Source organism: Kitasatospora mediocidica KCTC 9733, assembly GCF_000744225.1.
Taxonomy (GTDB): domain Bacteria; phylum Actinomycetota; class Actinomycetes; order Streptomycetales; family Streptomycetaceae; genus Kitasatospora; species Kitasatospora mediocidica.
On record NZ_JQLN01000001.1, the window covers coordinates 214,236 to 228,522 of the forward strand.

General features: G+C 71.5%; 12 protein-coding genes and 1 pseudogene. 6 read left to right on the top strand and 7 right to left on the bottom strand.

Features of this window, described 5'->3' with window-relative positions; genetic code table 11:
- Positions 1 to 17: 17 nt before the first annotated feature.
- A complete protein-coding gene (locus BS80_RS00945) occupies positions 18 to 413 on the bottom strand; it encodes a hypothetical protein (RefSeq protein WP_035791532.1) in 396 nt (131 codons plus the stop codon).
- Between the two features lie 329 nt (positions 414 to 742).
- On the opposite strand from BS80_RS00945, the pseudogene BS80_RS00950 reads away from it, so the two are divergent.
- The 6 genes and pseudogenes from BS80_RS00950 to BS80_RS37360 form a co-directional block, all read left to right on the top strand.
- Positions 743 to 964 (top strand): annotated as a pseudogene (locus BS80_RS00950) (cold-shock protein); the annotation flags it as partial.
- 107 nt (positions 965 to 1,071) lie between these two features.
- Positions 1,072 to 1,257: a hypothetical protein gene (locus BS80_RS00955; RefSeq protein ID WP_035791534.1), complete on the top strand. Its 186-nt coding sequence runs from the start codon at positions 1,072 to 1,074 to the stop codon at positions 1,255 to 1,257.
- Positions 1,258 to 1,305: 48 nt separating this feature from the next.
- The gene (locus tag BS80_RS40215; protein ID WP_157535726.1) at positions 1,306 to 1,452 is read left to right on the top strand and encodes a hypothetical protein; all 147 of its coding nucleotides are present in this window, start codon (positions 1,306 to 1,308) and stop codon (positions 1,450 to 1,452) included.
- 120 nt (positions 1,453 to 1,572) lie between these two features.
- Positions 1,573 to 4,203 carry a CARDB domain-containing protein gene (locus tag BS80_RS00960; protein ID WP_157535728.1) on the top strand — a complete coding sequence of 877 codons (2,631 nt, stop codon included), beginning with the start codon at positions 1,573 to 1,575 and terminating at the stop codon, positions 4,201 to 4,203.
- A 213-nt stretch (positions 4,204 to 4,416) separates the two neighbouring features.
- Positions 4,417 to 5,886: a sugar porter family MFS transporter gene (locus tag BS80_RS00965; RefSeq protein WP_083974033.1), complete on the top strand. Its 1,470-nt coding sequence runs from the start codon at positions 4,417 to 4,419 to the stop codon at positions 5,884 to 5,886.
- 328 nt (positions 5,887 to 6,214) lie between these two features.
- Positions 6,215 to 7,072: a C40 family peptidase gene (locus BS80_RS37360; protein WP_083974035.1), complete on the top strand. Its 858-nt coding sequence runs from the start codon at positions 6,215 to 6,217 to the stop codon at positions 7,070 to 7,072.
- A 22-nt stretch (positions 7,073 to 7,094) separates the two neighbouring features.
- On the opposite strand, the gene BS80_RS00975 is transcribed toward BS80_RS37360, so the two are convergent.
- The 6 genes from BS80_RS00975 to BS80_RS01000 form a co-directional block, all read right to left on the bottom strand.
- Positions 7,095 to 8,492, bottom strand: a complete 1,398-nt coding sequence (locus BS80_RS00975; RefSeq protein WP_051965582.1) for a sensor histidine kinase — start codon at positions 8,490 to 8,492, stop codon at positions 7,095 to 7,097.
- A 62-nt stretch (positions 8,493 to 8,554) separates the two neighbouring features.
- Positions 8,555 to 9,502, bottom strand: coding sequence for a signal peptidase I (gene lepB, locus BS80_RS00980; protein WP_083974036.1), 948 nt, complete (start codon positions 9,500 to 9,502; stop codon positions 8,555 to 8,557).
- Between the two features lie 341 nt (positions 9,503 to 9,843).
- Positions 9,844 to 10,461, bottom strand: coding sequence for a LysM peptidoglycan-binding domain-containing protein (locus tag BS80_RS43380; protein WP_051965585.1), 618 nt, complete (start codon positions 10,459 to 10,461; stop codon positions 9,844 to 9,846).
- Between the two features lie 339 nt (positions 10,462 to 10,800).
- Positions 10,801 to 12,099, bottom strand: coding sequence for a HAMP domain-containing protein (locus tag BS80_RS00990; RefSeq protein ID WP_035791540.1), 1,299 nt, complete (start codon positions 12,097 to 12,099; stop codon positions 10,801 to 10,803).
- On the bottom strand, positions 12,096 to 12,779 hold the full coding sequence (locus BS80_RS00995; RefSeq protein ID WP_035791542.1) for a response regulator transcription factor: 684 nt from the start codon (positions 12,777 to 12,779) through the stop codon (positions 12,096 to 12,098). Before BS80_RS00995 ends, BS80_RS00990 begins: the two co-directional genes overlap by 4 nt.
- A 15-nt stretch (positions 12,780 to 12,794) precedes the next feature.
- On the bottom strand, positions 12,795 to 14,177 hold the full coding sequence (locus BS80_RS01000; RefSeq protein ID WP_035791543.1) for a COG1470 family protein: 1,383 nt from the start codon (positions 14,175 to 14,177) through the stop codon (positions 12,795 to 12,797).
- Positions 14,178 to 14,287: the final 110 nt, after the last annotated feature.

Genomic DNA, 14,287 nt, shown 5'->3' on the forward strand with positions numbered 1-14,287 from the left:
CGACGGTGCCGGGCGACTCAGTCGGCCGAGGCGGGAATGTCGTCCGCCGGATCAGACTCGCCCTCCGGGCGGGGCCAGTAGGACAACCGGTAGCCGCGTGCGAGCTGGTGCAGCGGCAGCTCGTGCTGGATGCCGCACAACTCGCCGACGATCGCCAGGTGGCCCCGCTGGCTGTCGGCCACCAGCGCGGTGACGGTCAGCGGGCTCGGCAGGAGGCTGCAGGGCTTCGCGCGCTCCCAGACCTGCCCGGGCGCGGCCAGCACGTAGACGCAGCCGTCCGCGTAGGCCTCGCAGGCCAGCCGCAGCGCGGCGCGGTCCGGTAGGTGGTCCTGTTCGCGCAGGCGGGTCCGGTACGCGTTGACCAGCTCTGCCGCGCGGAGCGAGCCGACGATCAGGTCGATGCGCTCCGTCATCGCGGCCCCCCGTGGATCGGTCCCGGCCGTGGTCCGGCGTATTTCGGTGGCATGGGCAACTCCACTCGATCAGGCGTCAGCGGGCTTTGCCGCACCGACGTTATGCGCCGGGCACCCATCGCCGGAGGTGCCCGCATGCCGGTTTTCGGGCAACGCCCGCCGGTCGATCGATTGCCTCTTCGTTCCTACGTCCATTCCGGCACCCGGGCTACGGTGGCGGCATCACAGGGCAGTAACGGGGATGAACAGTCCCCCGGAGGATCCCGCCCGAGCGGGACCATCCGGCCCAGAAATGCGGCCTCGGCCGCTCGGTTCCAGGTGGAGTCAGAATGGTTTTCGTGCAGGGCACCGTCAAATGGTTCAACTCCGAGAAGGGCTTCGGATTCATCACGCCGGACGAAGCCCCGAAGGACGTCGGCGAGTCGCGCGACGTCTTCGTCCATTACAAGAGCATCGAGGGGACCGGCTACCGGGAGCTCTTCGAGAACCAGCGGGTGCGCTTCACGATCACGCTGAGCCCGAAGGGCCCGCAGGCCGAGCAGGTGACCCCGCTGCCTCCGGCGCAGGACGCCCCGGCCCGCGCGGTGACGCCGTCGGTGCTCGGCGACCGCATCCGGTGACCAGGCCCCACAGGAGCCGCACCGCGAGGAGAGTGCACGTGAACACCTGGATCCAGTACAAGGCCGAATTCCTGCTGCACGACTGCCAGGAACCGGCTGACGCCGTCGTCGAACACCTCGGGCACCTCTATCCCGAGCTGAACGCCGCGGAATGCCGCGCGTACGTGGAGCGCGCCGCGCGGCTCGGCGGCGGCCAGGCTCCGGAGCTGCCGGTTCCCGGCTGATCCACTGATGCCGCGACCGGCGGGGCGGCGCCCGGCCAGAAGGCCCTGGTGGCCGAACAGGAACGTTGCCTGTTCGGCCACCAGGGCCTTTTCGCGCTGTCGGCGGACGATCCGGACGGTGCCCGGAAGGGCATCGAGGAGATCACTGATTGTCTGCCCCGATCGAGCTACAAACTACAGGGAATGAATTCGTAAAATCATCTGGAATTACGTGGATCGGCGACCGTGTGAGGCCGGCCCTGACCGACAATTGCCCAACCGAACAGGAATCCGCCCGTGGGAACATCGTTCAGCCGACGCGCCTGGGGAGCCTCGGTGTGCGTTCTTTCGCTTCTGTTGGCCCTGGTCGTGGTGGGAGTGACGCAGGCCGCTCCCGCCGCCGAGCACCAAAACCACTACTCGATCAAGAACGCCACACCTGTCCCACTGAAACTCGTCAAAGCCACTCTCAGCTACGGCAGTTGGACAGCCCCGCCACCCCAGCAGCTCAATGTCGGCGCGAGGGTCGACGTCTATGTGAAGAACGGCGACAACCCGGACGATTACAGCGACGGCGGCTCCATCGAATATGCCGGCCCCGACGGTTCGACGATCGGGATGACGGCCGACTTCTCCCTCGCCACCAACAGGGACGGCTCCAACTGCCCCGCCGTGCAAGGGATCTTCACCTGCCATGTCGACCTCGCGCCAGGGCGCGGGAAGACCACCGCGTTCACCATCGGCTCCGCCATGACGGCACCCACTCCCGATGTGACGACCTCCACGACAACGGGACTGGTCGACCGGGGCACCACATTGGGGGCCACGACCAGCGTCCGGAACCTCTCCGGTGACCCCATGAAGGGCGTCACCCTGGAGCAGCCACTGCCGGTCGGGACCACCTACGTCAAGGGCACGCTCACGCTGGACGGCGATCCGGTGCCGGACGACAGGGTCGGCAGCGGCGGAATCAACCTCTGCCTCGTCCCGGGGAAGGGGACCTGCGACGGCGAGGTGCCCAGCGGTATCGAGAACCTGCACCAGGTCTCCTACCAGCTCAAGGTGGCCGACGACGCCCAACCGAACGCGACCGTCAACATCCAGCCGACGATCCGCTACACGTGGACCGGTGCGGGGGCAAAGGAATTCCGCGGAAACACCGCGACGGCGAGGGTGGCGTCGGCCGACCTCGCGATCTCGGGCGGCTTCGATCCCGCCACCCCCGTGGCCGGCCAGCACCTCGGGTACACGGCGACCGTGGTCAACCACGGGCCGGACATGGCGCAGAAGGTCACCGTCACGGGCACCGTACCGCCGAGCCTGAAGGACGTCACGTACAGCGTCGACGCCGGCGGCACCTGCACCCTGCGGGACTCGACCGTCTCCTGCAGCGTCCCCTCGCTCGCCTCGCGCACGGTGACGCTCACCGTCGGCGGAACACTCCCGCCGGACTACGCCGATGGGGAGATCGACGCGACCGTCACCACTCACGCGCTGACCGGTGACCCGACGCCGGGCAACAACACGGCGAAGCTGAGTGCGTCCCCGCATGCGCGGGCCACGCTCGGCGTCACCGTCGAAGGTCCCTCCACGGGCTTCGCCGGCCAGCAGGTCCAGTACACGGTCACCGTCACCAACCAGGGCCCCTCCACCGCCAGGAACGTCACCACCACCCTCACCGGCCCGGCCCACACCAGGACCGACCCGTGGCACGTCGGCGACCTGGCACCGAACGAGAGCAGGAAGCTGACCGTCGACGCCACCCTGCCCGCGAACCAGGACAAAGCCACCCTCGCCGCCACCAGCAGCACGGACACCGGCGCCACACCCGGCAAGCCCAACCAGGCGACCGGCAGCAGCACCACTGACATCCGGCCGCAGGCCTCACTCGGCATCTCGATGACGACCGACGCCGTTGCGCCCAAGGTGGGCGACACCGTCAGCTACACGATGCGGGTGTTCAACTCCGGCCCGTCCACCTCGAAGCAGGTCCAGGTCACCGACCAGCTGCCGGACGGGTTCCAGCTCAACGACGTCAAAGTGGCGCCCGGCCAGAGCTACGACAAGGGCACGGGCATCTGGGAACCCGGCGACCTGCCCGCCGGGGCCGCATACGAACTGACGCTCACCGGCTCGTTCACCGCGGACAGCAAGGCGACCGCCAACATCGCGACGATCACCCACACCAGCACGCACGATCCGGACGCCCCGCAGGGCAAGCCCCAGCCCGGCGACCGGTACTACGCCTCGGTCAGCACCTCGGTCACCGCCGTCGCCCACTTGGCCCTCACGAACACGGTGGACCCCGCGACGGTGACGGTCGGCCAGAACACGACCTTCACCGTCACCGTCACCAACGACGGCCCCTCGAACGTGTCCCACGCCCAGGTGAAGGACCTGCTGCCGACCGGCCTGACCCATATCTCGGACGATTCGGGCGGCTCCTACACCGCGGACACCGGGCTGTGGAAGGTCGACGCGCTCGGCACCCACGAGAGCCGCACCCTGCACATCACCGCCAAGGTCGGCATGGAAGGCCGGATCACCAACTGGATCGACTACGCGGCCTCGGAGGCGTACGACCCGCACCCGTGCAACGGCAAGTGCGCCTCGGCCGTGGTGACCGGGAAGGCCGCGCCGGCCCCGCCGCCGCCCAGTGGCTCGCCGAGCGGCTCCCCCAGCACCTCACCGAGCGGCGGCGCGAGCGCGGGACCCGCCAAGCCCACGTCGAGGACGACCGCCGGGCCCGGTGCGAAGGCTTCGGACAAGTCGACGGCACCCACCGGTGTCCTCGCCTTCACCGGTAGTACGGGCCTGCAGCTGACCGTCGCCATCGGCTTGATCGCGCTGGCCGTCGGTGCGGCCACCGTGGGCGGCGTGCAGCTGCGCAACCGGCGGCTGCGCACGGCGCGGGGCGGGTCGATCGGCGGCTCCCAGTCCCGGTCCCGCCGCCGGCGCCGCCACTGACGCACCCCGGGCCCCGGGGTGAACACCTCGGCACCGCGGCACCATCCGCTGCTCGTCCCCCGCCGTATCAACCGGTCGGGGGACGAGCAGCGGCGTTCGGGCTCCTACCGTGGCAGCACCGACAGCCAGGCCCCCGGCGCAAGCGTCTCGGACCGAGCCACGCACATCGCGGCAGCCCGTCGGCCCCCATCAGTTCACAGAAACTGGTTTCTCATGCCCATAACCTCCGGCAGCCTCCCCGCACCGTCGGGTCCGGCCGCCTCCCCGCCGTCCGACCGCCTGGCGCCCGCCCACGCCCGTCGCGCGGCCCTGATCTCCTCGGCCGCGGCCATGGCCGGTTTCCTCTTCGGCTACGACAGCGCCGTCATCAACGGCGCGGTCAGCGCCATCCAGGACCACTTCGCGGTGGGCGCCGCAGCCACCGGCCTCACCGTCTCGGCCGCCCTGCTCGGTTCGGCGGCCGGCGCCCTGGCCGGCGGCGCGATGGCCGAACGGCTCGGCCGGATCCGGGTGATGCACATCGCCGCGGTGCTGTTCATGATCAGCGCCGTCGGGTCGATGTTCCCGTTCGCGCTCTGGGACCTCGCCTGCTGGCGCGTGGTCGGCGGCGTCGCGATCGGCATCGCCTCCGTGATCGCTCCGGCCTACATCGCCGAGGTCGCACCGCCCGCCTACCGCGGGCGACTCGGGTCCTTTCAGCAACTGGCCATCGTGATCGGCATCGCGTGCTCCCAACTGGTCAACTACGCGCTCACCCAGTTCGCCGGGGGCTCGACCACCGGTCACCTGCTGGGCGTCCAGGCCTGGCAGTGGATGCTCGGGGCCGCCGCCGTACCCGCGGTGGTGTACCTCGCGGTGACCTTGCGCATCCCCGAGTCGCCGCGCTGGCTGGCAAGCCGCGGACGCACCGCGGAGGCCGCCTCGATCCTGGAACAGCTGGAGGGAGGGGCGGCCCAGCAGCGCCTCGCCGAGATCCAGGCCTCGCTCGGCCTCGCCACGCAGCGGCGCCCGTCGCTGCGGGACCTCTTCGGCGGCCGCTACGGGCTGCTGCCGATCGTCTGGCTCGGCATCGCGCTGTCGGTGCTCCAGCAGTTCGTCGGCATCAACGTGATCTTCTACTACTCCTCGGTGCTGTGGCAGTCGGTCGGGATCAACCAGACCAACTCGCTGCTGATCAGCCTGTCGACCTCCGTGATCAACATCGTCGGCACCCTGGTGGCCATCGCCCTGGTGGACCGGATCGGCCGCAAGCCGCTGGCCGTCGCCGGATCGGTCGGCATGGCCCTGTCGCTGGGCGCCGTGGCCTGGGCGTTCAGCGGCGCCTCGGGCAGCGGCACGCACCTGACGCTGCCCGCGCTCCAGGGCGTGGTGGCGCTGGTCGCCGCGCACCTGTTCGTGCTGTGCTTCGCGTTCTCCTGGGGCGTGGTGGTCTGGGTCCTGCTCGGCGAGATGTTCCCCAACCGGATCCGCGCCACCGCCCTCTCCCTGGCGGCGACCGTGCAGTGGATCGCCAACTGGGCCATCACGGTGAGCTTCCCGTCCATGGCGCAGTGGAGCCTGACCTTCTCGTACGTCATGTACGCCGCGTTCGCCGCGGTGTCCGCGGTGTTCGCCGTGAAGTTCCTGCGGGAGACCAAGGGCCGCACGCTGGAGGACATGGGCGGGGACTCCCTGCCCGCCTGACCGTTCCCCCCGGCGCCGTCCACCGACCAGCGGTGGACGGCGCCGACGCGTGCGCGGGCCGGGGCGCGGCGCGGCGCGGCGCGGCGCGGCGCGGGAAACCCTGCAACTCCCTTCGGAGCCCGTTCTCTTGGCCAGGATGAACCTGCGGACAGCCGACCGTTAGCCTCCCCCCGCCTAGCCTGGTCACATCACCGGATCTCCGCGGAACTCTCCGCGAACGGCTTTGCCCCGCAAGGCGATTGACGCACCACAGGCGTCCGCCGACCGAACCCGGCAAGCCGCGGCGCCCGCCGGACGCCGGATCACCAGGCAGGACCAGGAGGAGCCCATGCCCCGACATTCCCTCAATCGTCATCGACGCCCCCGTCAGCGCAACACCGTCCGCGTCGTCGGTGTCGCGAGCGCGGGTGCGGTTCTCCCGCTCCTCGGTGTGGCGCAGGCCTATGCCGCCACCCCGTCGAGCGCGACGTCCGCAGCCACGCTCGCGTCGCACCAGCAGTCGGGCCAGCAGGCAGCGGCCGCGGGCGGCGGCAGCGGCTCGGCCACCGCACGCACCGTCTCCGCGCCCGCCGCCGCGGCCCCGCAGGTCGACTCCTACACCGTCAAGGCGGGCGACACCCTCTCGGGCATCGCCTCGCAGCACGGTATGACCTGGCAGGACGTGTACCAGTACGCCCAGAACAAGAAGGTCATCGGCAGCAACCCGCACCGGATCTACGCGGGCCAGAAGCTGGAGCTGTGCGACCAGGGGAACGGCGCGCAGACCACGCCGTCGACCACCGCGGCGGCTACCGCCCCTGCCGCCGGACCGGCGGCAAGCGGGCCGATGGCCGCCGCGGTCGCCTTCGCCGAGTCCAAGGTCGGCCAGTCCTACCTGTTGGGCGGCACCGGCGCCAACAACAACTGGGACTGCTCCGGCCTCACCCAGGCCGCGATGGCCCACGCGGGCATCTCCATCCCGCGCGTCGCAGCCGATCAGGCCGCCGCCACGACCCGCGTGTCGCTGAACGACCTCAAGCCCGGCGACCTGCTCTTCTGGTCGAGCAACGGGAAGGCCGGCGGCGTCTACCACGTGGCTATCTTCACGGGCCCCGGTGACACCTTCGTCCAGGCCGCCAACTCGTCCGTCGGCGTGATTAAGGAAACCATCTCGAACTACCCCCCGAGCTTCGCCGGCCGGGTCTGAGACGTCCGCCCGCCCGCCCGCGTCAGGCGGGCGGGCGGGCCGGCACGACGATGGTGACGACCGTGCCGCGCGGCACGTTCTGACGTACCGTCAGTGCACCCCCGGCCTCCTCGACCCGGATGCGCTGGGAGGCGAGGCCGACGTGTCCCTGCGCGACCCGCTCGTGGAGCAGGTCCAAGGACAGCCCGATCCCGTCGTCGGCGACCGTCAGGCGCGCCAGCCCGCCCCGCACGTCGAAGCCCAGCCGGACCGTGTGCGCGTGCGCGTGTTTGACGACGTTGGTGAGCAGCTCCCGCCCGCAGTGGAAGAGCAGGCGGTCGGTCTCGTGGCCCGCGCTGGACGTCCCGAAGTCCAGGGCGACCTCGAACCGGCCGCGCTGGGCGAGTTTGCCGGCGAGGTCGCACAACGCCTGCTCCAGGCCGGCCCGTTCCAGTACCGCGGGATGCAGTTCGGTCACCGAGGAGCGCAACTGCCGGGCCACGTCGCGCAGCGCCTCGTCGGCGCGGGACAGCGCCTCGTGCGGATGGTCGGCGGCCGCCTCGTCGATGTCCTGACGGGCTGCCAGCACGCTCTGCAGCGCCCCGTCGTGCAGGACTTCGGCGAGGTAGCGCCGATCGCGCTCGGTGCTGGAGAGCGTGTGCGCCAGCAGCCAGGAGCGGTGCTGGGCCAGATCGGCGATGGTCAGGGTCCGTGACTGCTGGATCCTGGAGAGCAGGACCGCCGCGATGCTGACGGCGCCGATGGCCAGCGTGTGGCCGAGGGTGTAGTGCAGATCGGGCCCGGCGGACGCGTGTCCGATCCAGGAGGCCAGCAGGTAGCTGGCGGTACTGGCGGTGCCCGTGACCGCGGTGACCCGGGGCCGCAGTTGGAAGGCGGCCAGCACGCAGATGAGGATCAATCCGTCGGCCGTGTAGGGGTTGTTCCAGCCCGGGTCGGTGTAGGAACCCGCGAGCAGCAGGATGCCGAGGACGGCCGGCAGGTCGACCAGCGGAACGGCCCACGCCACCCTGCGCGCGGACACCCTTCCGGACCAGGCGGCGGCCGCGACCAGTGCGCTCCACAGCAGATAGCAGGACGCGAGGACCTCGGTGGCGGCCACGTTCCCCCGGGGCCGGAAGACCAGCATCTCCACGCAGGCGACGACGGCGATCACCACGCGCAGCAGCGCCTGCATGTGCAGGGCCCTGGTCTGGTGGCTCGCCAGGACCCGGTCGACCGCGTCCCCGGCTCCGGAGTCCTCCGGCGGGGGCCCCGGAGGTGCGAGGAACGCCCGCAACGAGGCGAGACGGCCGCTCCGGCGCCGATCGCCGCCGAACGCCGGGTTTCCGCCGCCCGGTTGACCGTACGCGCTCTCCTGGGTGCGGGCAGCTGCCCTGGCGGGACGGTCGTCGGCCGTCCGCGCCGTGTCGAAGGTGTCCACTCCCTCGGCCTTTCCTGTCGTCGTCCACCCGCCGGCGGCGGGTTCGTGCACTCGCAACCGGGTCAGTCCGCGCGCGTCGCTTCGGCCGCGCCGCCGGGGCGCCGGGCGCGCCGGCGCCTTCGCCTTCGCCTTCGCCGGAGTGCGAGAGTGCCGGCGGCCAGAGCGGCCGGGCCGGCTGCGGTCACAGCGAGCGCGCCCGGCGCGGCAACCGGCGCGGCAACCGCCGCGAAACCCGCCGGAATCGAGAGGATCTTCCACTGGCCCACCGGCCAGACGACGGCGAAGGCCCGGCCGACGACGTCCTTGACCGGAACGAACCCCGCTCCCGGGTCCGCAAGTTGGTGGTAGCGGGAGTCCGCGGAGTTGTCGCGGTGGTCGCCCATCACCCACAGGGCGCCCTTCGGCACGGTCACCGTCCCGACCGGGTCGTCCCCGCAGGGCGTCGCGCCCGGATAGATGTAAGGCTCCCGCAGGGCAACCCCGTTGACCCGCACCGGTCCCTGCGCGTCGCACTGGACCGTGTCGCCGCCGACCGCGATCACCCGTTTGATCAGATTGCCGCGGCTGTCCTGCGGGAGCACGCCGAGCGTTCCCAGGGCACTGCGCACCGCGCCGAGCACGCCCTTGGGGGGTGCGGGCCGCTCCTCCTGGTCCAGCCAGTGCCCCGGGTCGTGGAATACCACGACCTCACCGCGCTGCGGCTGGGCGCCGAACCAGGGCGTCAGCTTGTCGACCAGGACCCGGTCACCGATCTGCAGCGTGTTCTGCATCGATCCGGAGGGGATGGCGAACGCCTCGGCGAAGAAGGTCCGGATGCACCACGACATCAGGCACGCCAGCAGCACGGCGACCACCACACGCAGCGGCCCGGGCAGCCGGCGGCGACGCGGCCGCCTGCGGTGCCGGGTGGTGCGCCGGCCGGTGACGGCGGCCTTGGCGACCGAGCGCCGCGGCTGTTCGCGACAGTGGCGGGAGAGTGCTCCCGGCACCGCTGCCTGCGGTCTCAGCATGTCCGCTTCTCACCTTTCCCGGCTCGCGCCTGGTGGTCGTCCGGACGGCTCCGGAACGCGGTCGGGCCCTCTTCTCCCCGACAGAAGAGGGCCCGACCCTGCGCTGCGCCGCCGGATCCGTTGACGGTCCACCCTGTCGACGTGTCGTCGCTCCGAGGGCGTCCCCACCGCCCCGGCACCCCATCACCGGCACCGGTCCGTGGCGCATATCCGCGGAGGCTGTGCTCCGCGGACGACCGGTTCGTCCCTGTGCCACCAGAACCGGTCTGTCCTCCACCGTAGGATCCGCGGGCTGCGGGCCCGCTCCCCCGATCGGATGCGGTGGAGGTGGAACGGCCCCGTCACAGCACGATCTTGTCCCCGGGGTGGATGAGATCGGCGTTGGTGATCGTCGAGGCGTTCTTCGCCTGCAGGTGCTGCCAGGTCGTGCCGTGCACCGCCGCGATGCCCGACAGGGTGTCCCCGGACTTGACCACGTACTGTCCGTGCCCACCGGTCGCCTGGGTGGCGGGCTTGGCGGGCTCGGCCGGCTTGGCGGGCTTCGCCGGGGCGGCCGGCTGCGCCGCGGCGGGGGGCGTGGTGGACGGTGGCACGACCACCGTGGTCGACTTGAGCGCCCCGCCGAGGTTGACCTTCTGGGCGCACTCCCAGGGCGACCAGCCGCGCTTGTTGTAGAGCGTGGTCGCCACCGCGATCTGCTGCTCCTTGGTGGCGAGGTCGGCCCGCGGGGCGTACGCCTGGCCGCCGGCGTCATCCCAGGTGGCCTGGTCGAACTGCAGGCCGCCGTAGTAGCCGTTGCCGGTGTTGATCGACCAGTCGCCGCCGCTCTCGCAGCCGGCGAGCGTGTCCCACTGCTGCAGCGCGGCGGCCGGAATCGATATCGAGGACGCCGGCGCGGCATTGGCGGCAGACGCCGCGGCGATCGGCAGCGCGATGCCGGCCGTTGCTGTCACGGTCACGGCCGCCTTTCCTGCGGCGCGACTCGGGGCGCTCGGCCGGCGATGCCGACCAGAACCGTTGATGAACACAAGACCTCCAGATCCACGTCCGCCGGAGGGGAGTTGACGCCAGTGGGCGGTAGGGCGGCAGAGCGCGGCGCGCTCCGGCCCTCGGCCCCACTGGTCCCCCGGCTCCTGCCGTTCACGAGTTCCGCACGCCCCGGCGGCAGGAGCCGACGTACCGGAGCGCTGTCCGCTGGTGTGCGGACTACCTGCAGGCTAGGCAGGGCGTTCGATAAAGCGTTCCTAACGCGAACCCTTGGCTCGCCCTACCCGGGAACCGTTGCGGGGCAGGCGGGTTCAGGCGCGGCCGGGGCGACCGAACGCCACCGTCACCCGAGCGCCCCCGCCGACCGGCCGGTCGATGCGCAGGAACCCGCCGGTGGACTCCGCCAGGCGGGCCACGATGTCCAGGCCGAGGCCGCTGGAGCCGGAACCGCTCGCACCGCGCCGCAGGTACTCGGGCCTGATCCCGGGTCCGCTGTCCGTGACCGCCAGCGTCACCGGTCCGTTGCGCCGCTCGTCGACCTTGACCGACAGGTCGCTGCCGTCGGGCGTGTGGGTGAAGACGTTCGCCAGCAGCGCGTCCACGGCCGCCGCCACCTCATCGGCGGGCGCGTCGACCCGGTGCTGCTTCCCGTTCACCGCGAACGCGCAGCGCCTGTCCTGGTCCTGGGCCAACGGCTTCCAGAAGTCGACCTGTTCGCGTGCCACCGCGGCCAGGTCACAGGTGGCACCCCGCTCGTCGACGGCCGGCCGGCGAGCGCGCTCGATCACCTGGCTCACCTCGCTCTGGAGCCGCCTGGTGCTCTCCAGGAGCCGTGCCGACTCCTCCGGGTCGTTGAGTGATTCGGCCTGCAGCATCAGGGCGGTCACCGGTGTCCGCAGGCGGTGCGAGATGTCGGCGGCAGCCTCGCGCTCGGCCGCCACCCGGGTCGCGATCTGACTCGCCATCACGTTGAACGACTCTCCCAGGCGCCGCAGTTCGGGGCCGCCTCCGGGTTCGACGCGCGCCGACAGGTCGCCGTCCGCCATCTGCGTGGCGGCGCTCGCCAACCGGTCCACGGGCGCGACGAGGCTGCGGCCGAACCGGTGGGCGAGCACACAGGACGTCAGCGGCAGCAGCACCAGCGCACCGCCGATGGCCAGCCAGATCCGCCTGATCGTGTCCCACTGCGTGTGGTTCTCGATCACCGCAGCGACCACGACCCGCTCACCGCCCGGGGTGGCGACCGGGATCAGATAGGCCTGGTCCCTGCCGGCCGGTCCGAGCGGCGTGCGCCCCGGCTCGACCTGGCCGGTGGCCTCGTTCCTGACGGCGGACGCACCGGCGAGCCGTCTGCCCAGCAGCGTTCCATCGGGCAGGAACACCACATCGCCGAGCGAGGGAACGAGCTGGCGGCTCAGCTCGTCGGCGAGTTCCTGCCCGGTGCCCGGGAGGCCGGCGGCCACCGCCGCCAGGCTCTGCGCCCGGCCCAGGGCGGACGCGCCGGCCTCCTGCAAGTAGGCGTGCCGGACGTACCAGGCCAGCGGGACGGCGAAGAGCGCCGTGCTGACCAGGGAGGCGAGAGCGACCAGCAGGGCGATCCGGGCCCTCACGGCCCGGGGGCCATCAGCTTGACCCCGACACCCCGCACGCTGTGCAGGTACCGCGGCTCGGCCGCGCTCTCACCGAGCCGGCGCCGCAGCCAGGAGAGGTGCACGTCCACCGTCTTGTCGGTCACCCCGAATGCGTTGTTCCACACGACAGAGCGCAGCTCGTCCTTGCCCACCACCCGCCCGGCGTGCTCGGCCAGATACGCCAGGACACGGAACTCCCTTGGTCTCAGCGCGAGTTCCTCGCCGTCGAGGCTCGCGGTGTGGGCGTCGGGATCGATCTGCAGGCTGCCGACCCGTAGCGGCACGGCCGCGGCCGCCGGTGCCACCCGGCGCAGCACGGCGCCCAGCCGCGCGTTGAGGTGCTCGACCGAGAACGGCTTGATCACGTAGTCGTCGGCCCCCAGGTTGAGGGCGCGCACCGTGTCGCACTCGTCGTCCCGGGCGGTGGCGATGACCACCGGCACCGAGATCGCGGCCCGGAGCATCGTCAGCGCCTGCAGTCCGTCGACGTCCGGCAGGCCGAGGTCGAGGACGACGATGTCGGCGTTCTGCTGGACGGCGAGTCCGATGCCCTCCACCGCGGTGCCGGCACTGTCGACCTGGTGCCCGAGCCGGGTCAGCGACCTGGTGAGGCTCGTACGGATGGGTTCGTCGTCCTCGATGAGCAACACGTGGGCCATGGCGCTCCTTTCCTGTCACGGGGACTGCGGGACGATGGTGCGCCCGTTGAAGGACGCGGCGGCCGTGCAGGCCTTGTCGCCCGGGTTGGTGCAGTTCACTGCCAGCACGAGCTGTTGACCGGCCGTGAACCGCAGGGCCGTGAGCCAGTGCCACTGCCACTGCTGTTGCGTGTGCTGCAGGTCGATCGAGAGCAGCACCTGCGTGCCGCGCCGCAGTTGTACGGTCCCGCTGTCGTTCGCGGGGTTCTCCAGCGTCAGGTCGCTGATGTCGAGGATCTGGCCGCTCGGGACCGCGTCGCGCGGGTACTCCGTGAAACTGCCGGCCTTGGCCGGCTTGGTGGTGGTCTCCATCCTGAAGTCGGTCGACTGGATGGTGGCCGGCGCCTCGACGGACGGCGAGGCGCCGGGGGTCGAGCCGCCGCCGGCCGGCGGCGGCGTGGCGCCGCCCCCGCCGGGCTGGCCCGCGGGCGGTGACGTCTTGTCACCGCCGGCCGGCGCGCCGCTCGACGGGCTCGTGCTCGCGCCCGCACTCGCGCCCGCACTCGCACCCGCGCTCGTGCTGGCCGCGGCGCTCGCGGATCCGCTCGCCCCGGCGCTCGGCGCGCCGCTCGTCGTGGCGGCCGTGGTGGTGTCCCCCGATCCGGCGGTGATCTGGGAGTTCGCCTGCGGTTTGAAGAAGGTCGGCGCGATCACCAGGGTGACCACGGCGGCGGCGGCCGCGAGCATCATGGCCTTGGGAGCCCAGCGCGGCAGCATCGGCGGTTGGACGAGCGAGCCGGCCGTCTCGGTCTTCTTCCCCGCGGCGTTGACGACGACCTTGTACACGTGGGTGCGCGGCTGGCCGCGCAGGAACCGGGTCTTCGGGCGCAGCCGATAGGGCACCACCTGGGCGGTGCCGCCGTCGACCGAGACGGTGGAGGGTGTGAAGCGGAAGCGGAGCTCCCCGTCCTCGTCCATGCCGGACAACCGCACGGTCACCGGCGAGTTGCCGAGGTTGTCGATCGCGAGCTTGCCGCGCGCCGCGCGGCTGCCCCTGGTCGTGCGGGGCGTCAGTTCTGCCTCGACCTCGTGGAAGCCGCCGACCTTGACGGCTCCTTCCTCGATCGCCGAGTGCTCGGTGTCCTCCTGCGACATGGCACGCAGCGCGTAGCTGACCGCCCCTTCCTTGACCTCGGCGGACCGGGGCGGCGCAAAGGTGATCTTGGCGGTGGCGACGTCACCGGGAAAGGCACTGACTTCCTTCGGCGAGACGCTCACCCAATCCCGCGCATCACCGATGACATCCAGGACGAAGGTGTCGACGACGTTGCCGTCGTTGTACAGCTTGACCGCGCAGGTTGCCGTCTCCCCCGGCGTCACCTCGACGGTGTCCTCCTCCAGCGTGGCGATCACGCCCATGATCCGCTCCTCTCACGTGGTGATGGCGACAACTGCGTCAACGGCCTCGCCGCCCGGGCAGGTATGCAGCCCGGGCGGCTGGACATACGTCCCTGGCGGGCGTCGGGCCC